This is a genomic window from Acidovorax sp. SRB_24, from assembly GCF_012931925.1.
Genome location: NZ_MWOM01000019.1, coordinates 41,405 through 56,021, shown reverse-complemented (window position 1 = coordinate 56,021; position 14,617 = coordinate 41,405). Strand labels below are relative to the sequence as shown.

Annotated in this window: 12 protein-coding genes; 7 read left to right on the top strand and 5 right to left on the bottom strand. The window is 66.3% G+C overall.

What is annotated here, in order from left to right; genetic code table 11:
- Positions 1-23 precede the first annotated feature (23 nt).
- Entirely contained in the window at positions 24-1,007 is a 984-nt protein-coding gene (locus tag B2J89_RS09210; RefSeq protein WP_169167713.1) for a tripartite tricarboxylate transporter substrate binding protein BugE, read from the top strand.
- Complete coding sequence (locus B2J89_RS09205; RefSeq protein WP_205763675.1) at positions 1,007-1,894, top strand: N-formylglutamate amidohydrolase; 888 nt, start codon at positions 1,007-1,009, stop codon at positions 1,892-1,894. The genes B2J89_RS09210 and B2J89_RS09205 overlap by 1 nt, the downstream gene beginning before the upstream one ends.
- A 145-nt stretch (positions 1,895-2,039) precedes the next feature.
- Here B2J89_RS09205 and ugpQ read toward each other — a convergent pair whose 3' ends face one another.
- The 5 genes from ugpQ to ugpB all read right to left on the bottom strand — a co-directional run bounded on the left by ugpQ (position 2,040) and on the right by ugpB (position 7,195).
- A complete protein-coding gene (gene ugpQ, locus B2J89_RS09200) occupies positions 2,040-2,810 on the bottom strand; it encodes a glycerophosphodiester phosphodiesterase (protein ID WP_169167712.1) in 771 nt (256 codons plus the stop codon).
- Between the two features lie 21 nt (positions 2,811-2,831).
- Entirely contained in the window at positions 2,832-3,842 is a 1,011-nt protein-coding gene (locus B2J89_RS09195; protein ID WP_169167711.1) for a sn-glycerol-3-phosphate import ATP-binding protein UgpC, read from the bottom strand.
- Between the two features lie 41 nt (positions 3,843-3,883).
- Positions 3,884-4,735 carry a sn-glycerol-3-phosphate ABC transporter permease UgpE gene (gene ugpE / locus B2J89_RS09190; protein WP_169167710.1) on the bottom strand — a complete coding sequence of 284 codons (852 nt, stop codon included), beginning with the start codon at positions 4,733-4,735 and terminating at the stop codon, positions 3,884-3,886.
- A gap of 51 nt (positions 4,736-4,786) precedes the next feature.
- Entirely contained in the window at positions 4,787-5,668 is an 882-nt protein-coding gene (gene ugpA, locus B2J89_RS09185) for a sn-glycerol-3-phosphate ABC transporter permease UgpA (protein ID WP_169167709.1), read from the bottom strand.
- Positions 5,669-5,875: 207 nt separating this feature from the next.
- Positions 5,876-7,195 carry a sn-glycerol-3-phosphate ABC transporter substrate-binding protein UgpB gene (gene ugpB, locus B2J89_RS09180; protein ID WP_169167708.1) on the bottom strand — a complete coding sequence of 440 codons (1,320 nt, stop codon included), beginning with the start codon at positions 7,193-7,195 and terminating at the stop codon, positions 5,876-5,878.
- Positions 7,196-7,492: 297 nt separating this feature from the next.
- Here ugpB and serA point away from each other — a divergent pair, with 297 nt between their 5' ends.
- From serA to ubiE, 5 genes are all read left to right on the top strand, one after another.
- Entirely contained in the window at positions 7,493-8,722 is a 1,230-nt protein-coding gene (gene serA / locus B2J89_RS09175) for a phosphoglycerate dehydrogenase (RefSeq protein WP_169167707.1), read from the top strand.
- 155 nt (positions 8,723-8,877) lie between these two features.
- Complete coding sequence (locus tag B2J89_RS09170) at positions 8,878-12,795, top strand: FAD/FMN-binding oxidoreductase (protein ID WP_169167706.1); 3,918 nt, start codon at positions 8,878-8,880, stop codon at positions 12,793-12,795.
- Between the two features lie 14 nt (positions 12,796-12,809).
- Complete coding sequence (locus B2J89_RS09165; protein ID WP_169167705.1) at positions 12,810-13,244, top strand: HIT family protein; 435 nt, start codon at positions 12,810-12,812, stop codon at positions 13,242-13,244.
- A gap of 63 nt (positions 13,245-13,307) precedes the next feature.
- On the top strand, positions 13,308-13,724 hold the full coding sequence (locus tag B2J89_RS09160; RefSeq protein WP_169167704.1) for a gamma-butyrobetaine hydroxylase-like domain-containing protein: 417 nt from the start codon (positions 13,308-13,310) through the stop codon (positions 13,722-13,724).
- Between the two features lie 145 nt (positions 13,725-13,869).
- Entirely contained in the window at positions 13,870-14,601 is a 732-nt protein-coding gene (ubiE, locus tag B2J89_RS09155; protein WP_169167703.1) for a bifunctional demethylmenaquinone methyltransferase/2-methoxy-6-polyprenyl-1,4-benzoquinol methylase UbiE, read from the top strand.
- Positions 14,602-14,617 lie beyond the last annotated feature (16 nt).

Sequence of the window (14,617 nt, the reverse complement as noted above, 5' to 3'; positions counted from 1 at the left end):
GAACCATTACAAAGGAGAAAGCCATGATGTCTCGCCGTAGCCTGGTCGCCCTGGCCGCCAGCACCGTTGCCGCGCTGTCGGCCCCTGCCGCGCTGGCCCAGGCCAGCGACTACCCGAGCCGCCCGATCAAGCTGATCGTGCCGTTTGCCGCAGGCGGCTCCACCGACATGGTCGCGCGCATGCTGGCCGACAAGATGGGCGCCTTGCTCGGCAAGGCCGTGGTGGTGGACAACAAGGGCGGCGCCGGCGGCTCGCTGGGCGCCGACGCGATCGCCAAGTCTGCGCCCGACGGTTACACCATCGGCATGGCCACGGTGAGCACGCACGGCGCCAACCCGGCCATCTACGCCAAGCTGCCCTACGACGCCGTGAAGGACTTCGCCCCGATCACCAACGTGATGGCCGTGCCCAGCGTGTTCGTCGTGCACACCAGCGTGCCCGCCAAGACCATGAAGGAATTCATCGCGCTGGCCAAGGCCCACCCCGGCAAGTACACCTTTGCCTCGCCGGGCACCGGCTCGCTGGGCCATGCCAACATCGAGAATTTCATGGACCTGGCAGGCATCGACCTGCTGCACATCCCCTACAAGGGCGCGGGCCAGGCCATCAACGACGCGCTGGCCGGCCAGGTCAACGCCATGACCGACAACCTGCCCTCGACGCTGCCGCACATCAAGGCCGGCAAACTGCGCCCGCTGGCCGTGCTGGCCTTGAAGCGCAGCCCGGTGCTGCCCGACGTGCCGACCTACGCCGAGCTGGGCTACCCTGGCATGGGCGACGGCGGCTGGTTCGGCCTGGTGGCGCCCGCGGGCACGCCCAAGGCCATCATCCAGAAGCTCAACGACACGGCGCACAAGGTCATGGCCAGCGCCGACTACATCGAGCGCATGAACGCGATCTCGGGCGAGTCCATGGCCAACACGCCGGCGCAGTTCGCCAAGCAGATCGATACCGCGATTGCGCGCTACCAGGGCGTGGCCAAGAAGGCCAACATCCGGCTCGATTGATGGCCTTGCCCGACTTCCTGCAGCCCCGGCCGGACACCCCGGTCGAGGTGCGCTTGCCCACCGCGGCGGCCCTGCCGCTGGTGTGCGATTCGCCGCACAGCGGCACGGCCTACCCGGCCGACTTTGGCCACGCCGTACCCTTGGCGCTGCTGCGCCGCGGCGAGGACACGCACATCCACACGCTCTGGGGCGGTGCGCCGGCGCACGGCGCGACCTTGATCGCGGCGAACTTTCCGCGCACCTACATCGACCCCAACCGCGCCGAGACCGACCTCGACGCGGGCCTGCTCGACGGGCCGTGGCCGCAGCCTTTGCAGCCGGGTCCCAAGACCCGGCTGGGCTTTGGCCTGGTCTGGAGCCGCCTGAACGCGGCCACGCCGATGTACCAGCGCGCGCTCAGCGTGGCCGAGGTGCAGGGGCGCATCGCGAACTGCTGGCGCCCCTACCACGCGGCCCTGCAGCAGGCGATCGACGCGAGCGTGCGCGACTTTGGCGCCGTCTGGCACCTGAACCTGCACTCGATGCCGCAGGACGCGTACCAGCGCCTGGGCATCGCGAGCGAGCGGCCCCTGGCCGACTTCGTGCTCGGCGACCGCGACGGCACGACCTGCGCGCCCGAGTTCGTGCAGCTGGTGGCCGACACGCTGCGCGGCTTCGGCTACAGCGTGGCGGTGAACGACCCGTACAAGGGCGTCGAGCTGATCGGCCGCATCGGCCAGCCGCAGCTCAACCGCCACAGCCTGCAGATCGAGATCCGCCGCCCGGTTTACATGGACGAGGCCACGCGCGAGCCCAACGCCGGTTTTGCGCCCTTGCGCGCGCATCTGGACGCGTTGATGGGTGTGGTGGCGGCCCATGTGCGCGCGGCGCTGGCGCAGCCGGCCTGACGACGCGCAGGGCGCGTGCCCCGCGCGGCTATCAAAAAAGTGAGCTGCCAGCGCTGGTATTTGCAGGGTTTCAGATCGAAAACTATCTGAAACCAAATCAAAACCTGCGCAAGCAGCTCACTTTTCGTGAGCGCAAGCTTTTCGCTCAGGCCGACGGGCTGAACAGATCGACCCGGTCGGTGATGATGCTGTCCGTGCCCAGGTCCCACAGGCGCTGGGCCGCCCATGCGTCGTTGACGGTGTAGCTCAGGCAGCGCAGGCCGGCGCTTTTCGCCTGCGCCACGGTGGCGGCGTCCCACAGCGCGTGGTTGCAGACCACGGCCACGCAGCCGAGCATGCGCGCCGTGTCCAGCCAGTCGGCCGGCAGCTTGTCGAGCAGCAGGCCACGCGGCAGGGCCGGCGCGGCCGTGCGCGCACCCGCGAGCGCCTCGACCTGGAATGAGGTCAGCAGCGGCGGTACCGTCTGCCCCGCCCACAGCTGCGCGGCGCGGCGCGCCACGACCTCGCCGGTCTCGCGCTCGGTGCCGGGCGTGGGCTTGATCTCGATGTTCAGGCCGTAGCCGTTGGCCAGGCACCAGGCGGCCACGTTGTCGAGCGTGGGCAGCGGCTCGCCCGCGTACTGGCGCGAGTGCCAGCCGCCCGCGTCGAGCTGCGCCAGCGTCGCCCAGGGGTGCTCGCCGCCGACCAGGCTCGCGCCCGCCGGCAGGTGCGCCGCGGCATTGGTGGTGCGGGGCAGCGCCGCATCGTGCATCAGGAAGGGCACGCCGTCACTGCTGAGTTTGACGTCGCACTCGAACATGCGGTAGCCGTGGGCGGCGCCCAGGCGGAACGCGGCCAGCGTGTTTTCGGGCGCGAGCCGGCCCGCGCCGCGGTGCGCAACCCAGCGCGGGTAGGGCCATGCGTCGGTGATCTTCATGGTAGTTTTCCCCCCGGCCCGTCAGATGCGCTTGCCGGTCTCGGCGTCGAAGCAGTGCAGGCGGCCTTCGCGCGGGCTGACGTGGATGCTCTCGCCCACGCGTGGCGCGGGCTGGCCTTCTTCGATGCGCACGATCAGGGCCTCATCGCCCACCTTGGCGTACACCAGGCGCTCGGCGCCCAGCAGCTCGACGGCGTCGACCTGCGCCTGCCAGCCGGTGTCGCCGATGCCGATGTCCAGGTGCTCGGGGCGGATGCCCACGATGCGCCCTTTCTGGCAGCCGGGCGCGTGCTGCAGCAGGTTCATGGGCGGCGAGCCGATGAAGCTGGCGACAAAGGTGGTGGCCGGCGTGTGGTAGACCTCTTCGGGCGTGCCGAACTGTTCCACGACGCCAGCATTCATGACGATCATGCGCTGCGCCAGCGTCATGGCCTCGACCTGGTCGTGCGTCACGAACAGGCTGGTGATGCCGAGTTCGAGGTGCAGCTTCTGGATCTCGATGCGGGTTTGCGCGCGCAGCTTGGCGTCGAGGTTCGACAGCGGCTCGTCGAACAAAAACACCTGCGGCTGGCGCACGATGGCGCGGCCCATGGCCACGCGCTGGCGCTGGCCGCCCGAGAGCTGGCGCGGCTTGCGGTCGAGCAGGTGCGACAGCTCCAGAATCTTGGCGGCCTTGTCCACGCGCGCCTTGATCTCGTCCTTGGGCACCTTGGCGATCTTCAGGCCATAGGCCATGTTGTCGAAGTTCGTCATGTGCGGGTACAGCGCGTAGTTCTGGAACACCATGGCGATGTCGCGCGCGGCCGGTTCCAGGTTGTTCACCACGCGGTCGCCGATGCAGATGTCGCCGCCGGAGATTTCTTCGAGGCCGGCGATCATGCGCAGCAGGGTGGATTTGCCGCAGCCCGAGGGGCCGACGATGACGATGAATTCGCGGTCGGCGATTTCTGCATTGACGCCGTGGATCACGGGCACGGCGGTCTTGCCGCTGCCGTAGCGCTTGACGACGTTTTTGAGGGAAATGGAAGCCATGGGAGTATTCGTTCAATAGGTCAAAAGAGGGTGGCTGCGGCTTATTTCTCGGTATCGACCAAGCCCTTGACAAACCACTTCTGCATCAGGATCACCACTGCCGTGGGGGGCAGCATGGCCAGGATGGCCGTGGCCATGGCCACGTTCCAGTCGATGGCGGCGTCACCGCCACCGGCGACCATGCGCTTGATGCCGATCACCACCGGGTACATGTCTTCGCTGGTCGTCATGAGCAGCGGCCACAGGTACTGGTTCCAGCCGTAGATGAACTGGATCACGAACAGCGCCGCGATCGAGGTCTTGGACAGCGGCACCAGAATGTCCTTGAAGAAGCGCATCGGACCCGCGCCGTCCATGCGCGCGGCCTCCACCAGCTCGTCCGGCACCGTCAGGAAGAACTGGCGGAACAGGAAGGTGGCGGTGGCCGAGGCGATCAAGGGCAGCGTCAGGCCCGCGTAGCTGTTGAGCATGCCGAGGTCGGCCACGACCTTGTAGGTGGGCAGGATGCGCACTTCCACCGGCAGCATCAGGGTCAGAAAAATGGCCCAGAAGCAGAACATCTTGAAGGGAAAGCGGAAGTACACGATGGCGAACGCCGACAACAGCGAGATCGCGATCTTGCCCACGGTGATCACCATGGCGGTCACGAAACTGACCCACATCATGTGCGCCACCGTGGTGTTGGAGCCGAGCTTGCCCGAGCCCAGCAGCGCGGCCTCGTAGCTGGCCCACAGGTTGGCGCCGGGCAGCAGCGGCATGGGCGCCTGCACGATGGCCTGGGCGGTGTGGGTCGAGGCAATGAAAGCCAGGTACAGGGGGAAGGCCACCACCAGCACGCCGAGGAGCATCACGGCGTGCGAAAGGACGGTGAGCCAGGGACGGCGGTCAACCATGTGCGGACTCCAGATTCACGGAACAGACGGGTGCAATGAAAGAGACAGACATCAGTACTGCACCTTTTTCTCGACGTAGCGGAATTGCACGATGGTGAGCGCCACCACGATGACCATCAGGATCACCGACTGCGCCGCCGAGCCGCCCAGGTCCAGCGCCTTGAACCCGTCTTGGTAGACCTTGTAGACCAGGATCGAGGTCGACTGGCCGGGGCCGCCGCTGGTGGTGGCGTCGATGATGCCGAAGGTGTCGAAGAACGCGTAGACGATGTTGATCACCAGCAGGAAGAACGTGGTGGGCGAGAGCAGCGGCAGCTGGATGTTCCAGAACCGGCGCCACGGGCCCGCACCGTCGATCGAGGCGGCCTCGATCAGCGACTTGGGAATCGACTGCAGACCCGCCAGGAAGAACAGGAAGTTGTAGGAGATCTGCTTCCAGACCGAGGCGATGATGATCAGCGCCATGGCCTGGCTTTCGTCCATCAGGTAATTCCACTCCACGCCGATGGCGCGCAGGCCAAAGGTCGCAACCCCGATGGAGGGCGAAAAGATGAACACCCACAGCACCCCGGCGATGACCGGCGCCACGGCGTACGGCATGATCAGCAAGGTCTTGTAGACCATGGCGCCGCGCACGATGCGGTCGGCAAAAATGGCCAGCACCAGCGAGATGCCGATGCCCAAAGCGGCGACCAGCACCGAGAACCAGGCGGTGGTCTGGAAGGACTCCAGGTAGTTGGGATCGTCCCACAGCTGGCGGAAGTTATCGAGGCCCACCCATTCGGTGGACAGGCCAAAGGCGTCCTGCACCTGCATCGACTGCAGGAGCGCCTGGCTGGCGGGCCAGAAGAAGAAGACGCCGATGATGACGAGCTGCGGCAACATCAATGCCCAGGGGAGCCACCGGGATCGGAAAAGTACGCGTTTTTCCATGGAGATTCACAATAAAACAACCGCCGAGCCCCTTGCGGGTCGCGGCGGATGGTGCTGGGCCGGCGCGCAAGCGCGGCCCCCGATGCAAGAAAAATGGCGCGGTGCCATACGAAGTGGCGCTATTGTGCCCTTGCGCAGAGCCTGGGGTTTTGCGGCCCCAGGCTGCTGCCCTGTCCCGTACCGGGCAGGGCAGGGTTCATGCGCCGATTATTTGCCCTTGTTGGCGCGCTCAAAGCGCACCAGCAGCTCGTCCCCACGCTTGACGATGGCGTCCAGCGCGGCCTTGGCCGTCTGCTTGCCCGACCACACCTGCTCGAGTTCTTCGTCCTCGATGGTGCGGATCTGCACGTAGTTGCCCAGGCGGATACCGCGCGAGTTGTCGGTCACCTTGCGGATCATCTGCTGCACGGCCACGTCGGTGCCGGGGTTCTTCTGGTAGAAGCCCGACTTTTCGGTCAGGTCGTAGGCGGCCAGGGTGATCGGCAGGTAGCCCGTGCGCTGGTGGCTGGCGGCCTGCACCTTGGTCTGCGACAGGAAGGTGAAGAACTCGGCCACGCCCTTGTACTCAGGGGCCTTCTTGCCGGCCATCACCCACAGGCTGGCGCCGCCGATCACGGTGTTCTGTGGCGCGCCCTTGACGTCTGGGTAGTAGGGCAGGGGTGCGATGGCGTAGGCGAACTTCGCGTTCTTGGCCACATCGCCGTAGAAGCCCGAAGACGTCTGGATCATGGCGCACTCGCCGGCCGTGAACGAGGCCTGGGCGGTGGAGCCGCGGCCCTTGTAGACGAACTCGCCAGCGGCGGCGGCTTTGGCGAGGTTGTCGATATGGCGCACGTGCAGTGGCGAGTTGATCTTCAGGCGCGCGGCCATGCCGTCCTTGCCCAAGCCGTTCTGGTGGGTGGCGAACTCGACGTTGTGCCAGGTCGAGAAGCTCTCGAGCTGGGTCCAGCCCATCCACGCCAGGGTCATGGGGCAGCTGTGGCCGCTGGCCTTGAGCTTCTTGGCCGCTTCGAACACTTCAGGCCACGTCGCAGGGGCTTTGTCGGCGTTCAGGCCGGCCTTCTTGAAGGCGTCCTTGTTGTAGTAGAAGACCGTGGTCGAACTGTTGAACGGAAAGCTCAGCATCTGGCCGTTGGGTGCCGTGTAGTAACCGGCCACCGCAGGGATGTAGCCCTTGGGGTCGAACGCCTGGCCGGCGTCGGTCATGACCTTGCCCACGGGCACGGTGGCGCCCTTGCTCGCCATCATGGTGGCCGTGCCCACTTCGAACACCTGCAGAATGTGCGGCGCGTTGCCCGAGCGGAACGCGGCGATCGCGGCCGTCATGTTTTCGTCGTACGAACCCTTGTAGGTCGGCACGATCTTGTATTCCTTCTGGCTTTCGTTGAACTGCTTGGCCAGGTCGTTCACCCACTCGTTGTTCACGGCGGTCATCGAATGCCACCACTGTATTTCGGTTTGCGCATGCGCCGGAGCGCACACCGCAACGGCGATGGCCGCGCTCAGGGTCAGGTGTTTGAACTTCATGGAATCTCCTCGGTGAAAGACGAAAGGCACGAAAGGGCCATGCTAGGCGGCCCATGTGTCAAAAGTGTGTCGTTGTCGCACACCCTGAAAACCTGCCCAACAGGGGAAACCCGCTTTCGGCTGGGTTGCTTGACCGGCGATTGTCGCTAATTTGTGACATTTGTGTGACGATTTGCGGACTCCGCGCAGGGTATTGCACCTTGCGCCCCAAGGTTTTGTGCGTTGCAGCATGCTCTTGGCGGGGCGCTGGAGCAGCGCCTGAACCTTGTTTCCACCTTTTCGACACTGGATATCCCCATGCCCCACACGTCGCTGGACAAAAGCAAAATCAAATTTCTGTTGCTGGAGGGGGTCCATCCTTCCGCGCTCGATGTGTTGCGATCGGCGGGCTATACGCAGATCGAATCCCTGGCGGGCGCGCTGCCCGACGAGGTGCTCAAGCAGAAGATTGCCGACGTGCACTTCGTCGGCATCCGGTCGCGCACCCAGCTGACGGCCGAGGTGTTCGCGCAGGCGCACAAGCTCGTCGCCGTGGGGTGCTTTTGCATCGGCACCAACCAGGTCGATCTGAACGCCGCGCGCGAGCGCGGCATTGCCGTGTTCAACGCGCCGTATTCGAACACCCGCTCGGTGGCCGAGCTGGTGCTGGCCGAGGCCATCCTGCTGTTGCGCGGCATCCCCGAGAAAAGCGCGGCAGCGCACCGCGGCGGCTGGATGAAGTCGGCCGAGAACGCCTACGAGATCCGCGGCAAGACGCTGGGCATCGTCGGCTATGGGTCGATTGGCACCCAACTCTCGGTGCTGGCGGAGTCCCTGGGCATGCACGTGGCCTTCTACGATGTGGTCAACAAGCTGCCGCTGGGCAACGCGCGCCAGGTGAACAGCCTGCACGCGCTGCTGGGGCAGAGCGACATCGTCAGCCTGCATGTGCCCGAGCTGCCGTCCACGCAGTGGATGATCGGCGCCGCCGAGATCGCCGCCATGAAGCCGGGCGGCATCCTGATCAATGCCGCGCGCGGCACGGTGGTCGAGATCGAGCCGCTGGCCGAGGCCCTGCGCCAGAAAAAGCTGCTGGGCGCGGCCGTGGACGTGTTCCCGGTCGAGCCGCGCAGCAACAAGGACGAGTTTGTGTCGCCGCTGCGCGGGCTCGACAACGTCATCCTCACGCCCCACATCGGCGGCTCGACCATGGAGGCGCAGGCCAATATCGGCCTGGAAGTGGCCGAGAAGCTCGTCAAGTACAGCGACAACGGCACCTCGACCTCGTCGGTCAACTTCCCGGAAGTGGCGCTGCCGTCGCACCCCGGCAAGCACCGCCTGCTGCACATCCACCGCAACGTGCCCGGCGTGCTGTCGCACATCAACCGCATCCTGTCGGACAACCACATCAACATTGCCGCCCAGTACCTGCAGACCAATGAGGCGGTCGGCTATGTGGTGATCGACCTGGATGCTGCCTCGTCCGACCTGGCGCTGGACAAGCTGGCCCGGGTGCCGGGCACCATCCGCAGCCGCGTGCTGTTCTGAACCCGCCGCGCGGCAGGCCCCGCCAGGCTGCGCCGTGCTTGAACCGCCTGGCGCCCCCGGTGCCCTGGCCCTGATCGGGCACGGGGCCGCCCCCTGTCATAAAATCGCTGCCCCGAGGCTCCTGGGCGCGCGGCGCCCACCCCAGGTTGATCCCCATGAATGTTCCGATTGCGTTGGCCGCCCTGCAGGCGCAGGCTGCCGAGCCCGCCCGACTGCGCGAAATCCCCTACAACTACACCTCGTTCTCTGACCGGGAGATCGTGATTAGGCTGCTCGGCATGCCCTCCTGGGACGTGCTGAACCGCCTGCGCAGCGAGCGCCGCACGGGGCGCTCCGCCCGCATGCTCTACGAAGTGCTCGGCGACATCTGGGTGGTGCAGCGCAACCCCTATCTGCAAGACGACCTGCTCGACAACCCCAGCCGGCGCAAGCAGCTGGTGGACGCGCTCGTGCACCGCCTGGCCGAGGTCGAGAAGCGCCGCACCCCCGAGGTCGACGCCGAGCGCGACCGCCTGGTGGGCGCGCTGGTGCAGGCAGCGCACCGCGCGGTGGCCGAGTTCGACGCGACCTTTGTCGAGGCCACGGCCCTGCGCCGCAGCGTGCAGCGCCGCCTGGGGCGCCTGACGGCCAAGGACAACATCAAGTTCGACGGGCTCTCGCGCGTCAGCCACGTGACCGACGCCACCGACTGGCGCGTCGAATACCCGTTTGTCGTGCTCACGCCCGACACCGAGGCCGAGATGGCCGGCCTGGTCAAGGGCTGCATCGAGCTGGGCCTGACCATCATTCCGCGCGGCGGCGGCACGGGCTACACCGGCGGCGCGATTCCGCTGAGCTGGAAGAGCGCGGTCATCAACACCGAAAAGCTCGAAGCCATGACCGAGGTCGAGATGCGCCGCCTGCCGGGCCTGGACCACGACGTGGCCACGGTCTGGACCGAAGCCGGCGTGGTCACGCAGCGCGTGGCCGATGCGGCCGAACGCGCGGGCTATATGTTTGCCGTCGATCCGACCAGCGCCGAGGCCTCGTGCGTCGGCGGCAACGTGGCCATGAACGCGGGCGGCAAGAAGGCCGTGCTGTGGGGCACGGCGCTCGACAACCTGGCGAGCTGGCGCATGGTGACGCCCGATGCGCAGTGGCTCGAGGTCACGCGCGTGGGCCACAACATGGGCAAGATCCACGACGCCGAGGTCGCCAGCTTCGAGCTGCAGTACTTCGAGGCCGACGGCAAGACGCCGGTGCGCACCGAGCGCCTGGACATCCCCGGCCACACCTTCCGCAAGGAGGGCCTGGGCAAGGACGTGACCGACAAGTTCCTCTCGGGCCTGCCCGGCATCCAGAAAGAGGGCTGCGACGGCCTGATCACCAGCTGCCGCTGGGTGGTGCACCGCATGCCGCAGTACACGCGCACCGTGTGCCTGGAGTTCTTTGGCAACGCCAAGGACGCCGTGCCCAGCATCGTCGACATCAAGGACTTCATGTTCGCCGAGCAAAAGCGCTCGGGCGTGCTGCTGGCCGGGCTGGAGCATCTGGACGACCGGTATCTCAAGGCCGTGGGATACGCCACCAAGAGCAAGAAGCACGGCGGGCTGCCCAAGATGGTGCTGTTTGGCGACATCGCCGGCGACGACGCCGACGCCGTGGCGCGCGTGACCAGCGAGGTCGTGCGCCTGGCGAATTCGCGCAGCGGCGAGGGCTTTGTCGCCATCAGCCCCGAGGCGCGCAAGAAGTTCTGGCTCGACCGCAAGCGCACGGCGGCGATTTCCCGCCACACCAACGCCTTCAAGATCAACGAAGACGTGGTCATTCCGCTGCCGCGCATGGCCGAGTACACCGACGGCATCGAGCGCATCAACATCGAGCTGAGCCTGCGCAACAAGATCCGCCTGTGCGACGAGCTGGGCGACTTCTTTGCGCGCGGCAACCTGCCACTGGGCAAGCAGGGCGACGCGGCCAACCCCATCCCCTCGGCCGAGGTGCTGGGCGACCGCGTGGCGCGTGCCATCGACCTGGTGGCCGAGGTGCGCGCGCTCTGGTCGGGCTGGTTGCAAGGCATGGACACCTTGTTTGCGCAGCTGCAAAACCACACGCTGCGCGCGAGCTGGAAGACGCAGCTGCGCGCGCCGCTGCAGGCGATCTTCTCGGGCGCGGCGTTTGCGCCCATCCTGGACGAGGCCACCGCCATCCACCAGCGCGTGCTCAAGGGCCGCGTCTGGGTCGCGCTGCACATGCACGCCGGCGACGGCAACGTGCACACCAACCTGCCGGTCAACAGCGACGACTACGAAATGCTGCAGACGGCGCACGAGGCCGTGGCGCGCATCATGGTGCTGGCGCGCAGCCTGGGCGGCGTGATCTCGGGCGAGCACGGCATCGGCATCACCAAGCTGGAATTTTTGACCGACGAAGAGCTGCGCCCGTTTGCCGAATACAAGCAGCGCATCGACCCCGAAGGGCGCTTCAACAAAGGCAAGCTGCTTCGAAAAGAAGAGCGGCTGGCGCAGGTGCAGCAAGCTTCAGAGGGCGATTCGACCCGAAAGTCGCTGATGTACGCCGACCTGACCAACGCCTACACGCCGAGCTTCGGCCTGATGGGGCACGAGTCGCTGATCATGCAGCAGAGCGACATCGGCGCGATCGCCGACTCGGTCAAGGACTGCCTGCGCTGCGGCAAGTGCAAGCCCGTCTGTGCCACGCACGTGCCGCGCGCCAACCTGCTCTACAGCCCGCGCAACAAGATCCTGGCGACCTCGCTGCTGGTCGAGGCTTTCCTGTACGAAGAGCAGACGCGCCGCGGCGTGTCGATCCGGCACTGGCAGGAGTTTGAAGACGTGGCCGACCACTGCACCGTCTGCCACAAGTGCGAGAAGCCCTGCCCGGTCGACATCGACTTTGGCGACGTCACCATGAACATGCGCAACTTGCTGCGCAAGATGGGCAAGAAGAGCTTCCGGCCCGGCAACGCGCTGGCCATGGCCATGCTCAACGCCACCAACCCCGACACCATTAAGCTGCTGCGCAGCGCCATGGTCGGCGTGGGCTTCAAGGCGCAGCGCATGGCGGTGGACGTGCTGCGCAAGGTGGGCCGCAGGCAGACGGCCAAGCCGCCGGCCACTGTGGGCACGGCGCCGGTCAAAGAGCAGGTGATCCACTTCATCAACAAGAAGCTGCCCGGCGGCCTGCCCAAGCGCACGGCGCGCGCGCTGCTCGACATCGAGGACAAGGACTACGTCCCGATCATCCGCAACCCCCAGGCCACGACGGCCGAGACCGAGGCGGTGTTCTACTTCCCCGGCTGCGGCTCCGAGCGCCTGTTCAGCCAGGTGGGCCTGGCCACGCAGGCCATGCTCTGGCACGCGGGCGTGCAGACCGTGCTGCCGCCGGGCTACCTGTGCTGTGGCTATCCGCAGCGCGGCTCGGGCCAGTTCGACAAGGCCGACAAGATGATCACCGACAACCGGGTGCTGTTCCACCGCGTGGCCACCACGCTGAACTACCTGGACATCAAGACGGTGGTGGTCAGCTGCGGCACCTGCTACGATCAGTTGCAGGGCTACGAATTCGGCAAGATCTTCCCGGGCAGCCGCATCATCGACATCCACGAGTACCTGCTCGAAAAGGGCATCACGCTGCCGGGCGGGCAGGGCGGCTACCTGTATCACGAGCCCTGCCACAACCCGATGAAGCAGGGCGACGCGATGCAAACCGTCAAGGCGCTGGTCGGCGACAACGTGGTCAAAAGCGAGCGCTGCTGCGGCGAGTCGGGCACGCTGGGCGTCACGCGCCCCGACATCTCGACCCAGGTGCGCTTTCGCAAGGAGGAAGAGATCCGCAAGGGCGAAGCCCAGCTGCGCGCCAGCGGCACTGTGCCGGCGCAGGCCAACGTGAAGATCCTCACCAGCTGCCCCAGCTGCCTGCAAGGCCTCAAGCGCTACGAGGACGACCTGCAAAACGGCCTGCTCGAAGCCGACTACATCGTCATCGAGATGGCCAACCAGATCCTGGGCGAGAACTGGCTGCCCGAGTTCGTGCAGCGCGCCAACAGCGGCGGCATCGAGCGGGTGCTGGTGTGACGGCTGCGACGCCCGTGGCGCCTGCGCCATCCTGCCCGCTGTGCGCGCAGGACGGCGGCCAGCTGGTCTGGCGCGGCGCCAAACTGCGCGTCATCCGCGCCGACGAGGCGGGCTTTCCGGCCTTCTACCGCGTCGTCTGGCATGCCCATGTGGCGGAGTTTTCAGACCTGAACGCCACCGACCGTGCGCACTGCATGGACGCGGTGGCCCTGGTCGAGCAGGCACTGCGCGAGCACCTGCAGCCGGCCAAGATCAACCTGGCCGCTCTGGGCAACATGGTGCCGCACCTGCACTGGCACGTGATCGCACGCTTTGGGTGGGACAGCCACTTTCCCGCGCCGGTGTGGGCGGCGGCGCAGCGCGAGCGCGCTGCCGAGCGCGAAGAGCAGGTGCGCAGCCAGCTCGCGCGCGCCGAGGCCCATATGGGCCTGGGGTTGGCACGGCTATAGCGGCCTGGCCCGGCCGGCGGGTGGGACAATGGCCGCTGCTTTTTCAGTTTTCGAGGTACGTCCATGGCAGGTCTGAAAGCGGGCGCGCCCACGCCCGAGTCGATCACGGTGCATGAAAAATCGCGCGTGCTCGAGGTGGTGTTTTCCGATGGTGCGCAGTTCCGCATCCCCTTCGAGCTGATGCGCGTGTATTCGCCCTCGGCCGAAGTCATGGGCCATGGCCCGGGGCAGGAGGTGCTGCAGACCGGCAAGCGCGAGGTCACGGTCACCGCGCTGGCGCCGATCGGCAATTACGCCATCCAGCCGCAGTTTTCGGACGGCCATGACAGCGGCATTTTTTCGTGGGACTACCTGTACGACCTTGGCCAGCGCCAGCAGGAGCGGTGGAACGACTATCTGCAGCGCCTGGCCGCGGCGGGCGTCGACCGCGACGCCCCGATGCCCGCCAAGGGCGGCGGCCACGGGTGCGCAAGCCATTGAGCGCCGCAGCGGCCGGATCTGCTGCTTCGGAATTCATAGCTGGTGGCGCTTTGCCCATAAGCGCTGAAGCCCTATTGGATCAAAATTCCACGGCGATACCCCACAGAACTGCGGGGTTGTCACCACACACGCTAGCATCACGCCCATGAGCACCACGCATTTCGGGTTCGAGTCGGTAGACGAAAAAGACAAGGCACGCCGCGTGCGCGGCGTGTTTGACTCCGTGGCGTCCAAATACGACGTGATGAACGACCTCATGTCGGGTGGCCTGCACCGCGCCTGGAAGGCCTACACCGTGATGGTCGCCAATCTGCGCGAAGGCAGCCAGGTGCTCGACATTGCGGGCGGCACCGGCGACCTGTCGCTGGCGTTTTCCAAGAAGGTCGGGCGCAGCGGCCGCGTGGTGCACACCGACATCAACGAGGCCATGCTGCGCACCGGCCGCGACCGGCTCATCGACGCCGGTGTGGTCTTGCCGACGCTGGTCTGCGACGCAGAGAAGCTGCCCTTCCCGGACGCGCACTTCGACGTGGTCAGCGTGGCTTTCGGCCTGCGCAACATGACGCACAAGGACGCAGCGCTGGCCGAGATGTGCCGTGTGCTCAAGCCCGGCGGCAAGCTGCTGGTGCTCGAATTTTCCAAGATCGCCAAGCCGCTGGCCAAGGCCTACGACTGGTATTCCTTCAATGTGCTGCCGCAGATCGGCCGCCTGATCGCGGGCGACGCCGAAAGTTACCGCTATCTGGCCGAGTCGATCCGCATGCACCCGGGCCAGGAGGAGCTCAAGGCCTTGATGCACCAAGCCGGCTTTGGCCATGTGGACTATCACAACATGACGGGCGGCATCGTCGCGCTGCATGTAGGTATCAAGTGTTGACTGAACGGAGAACCAA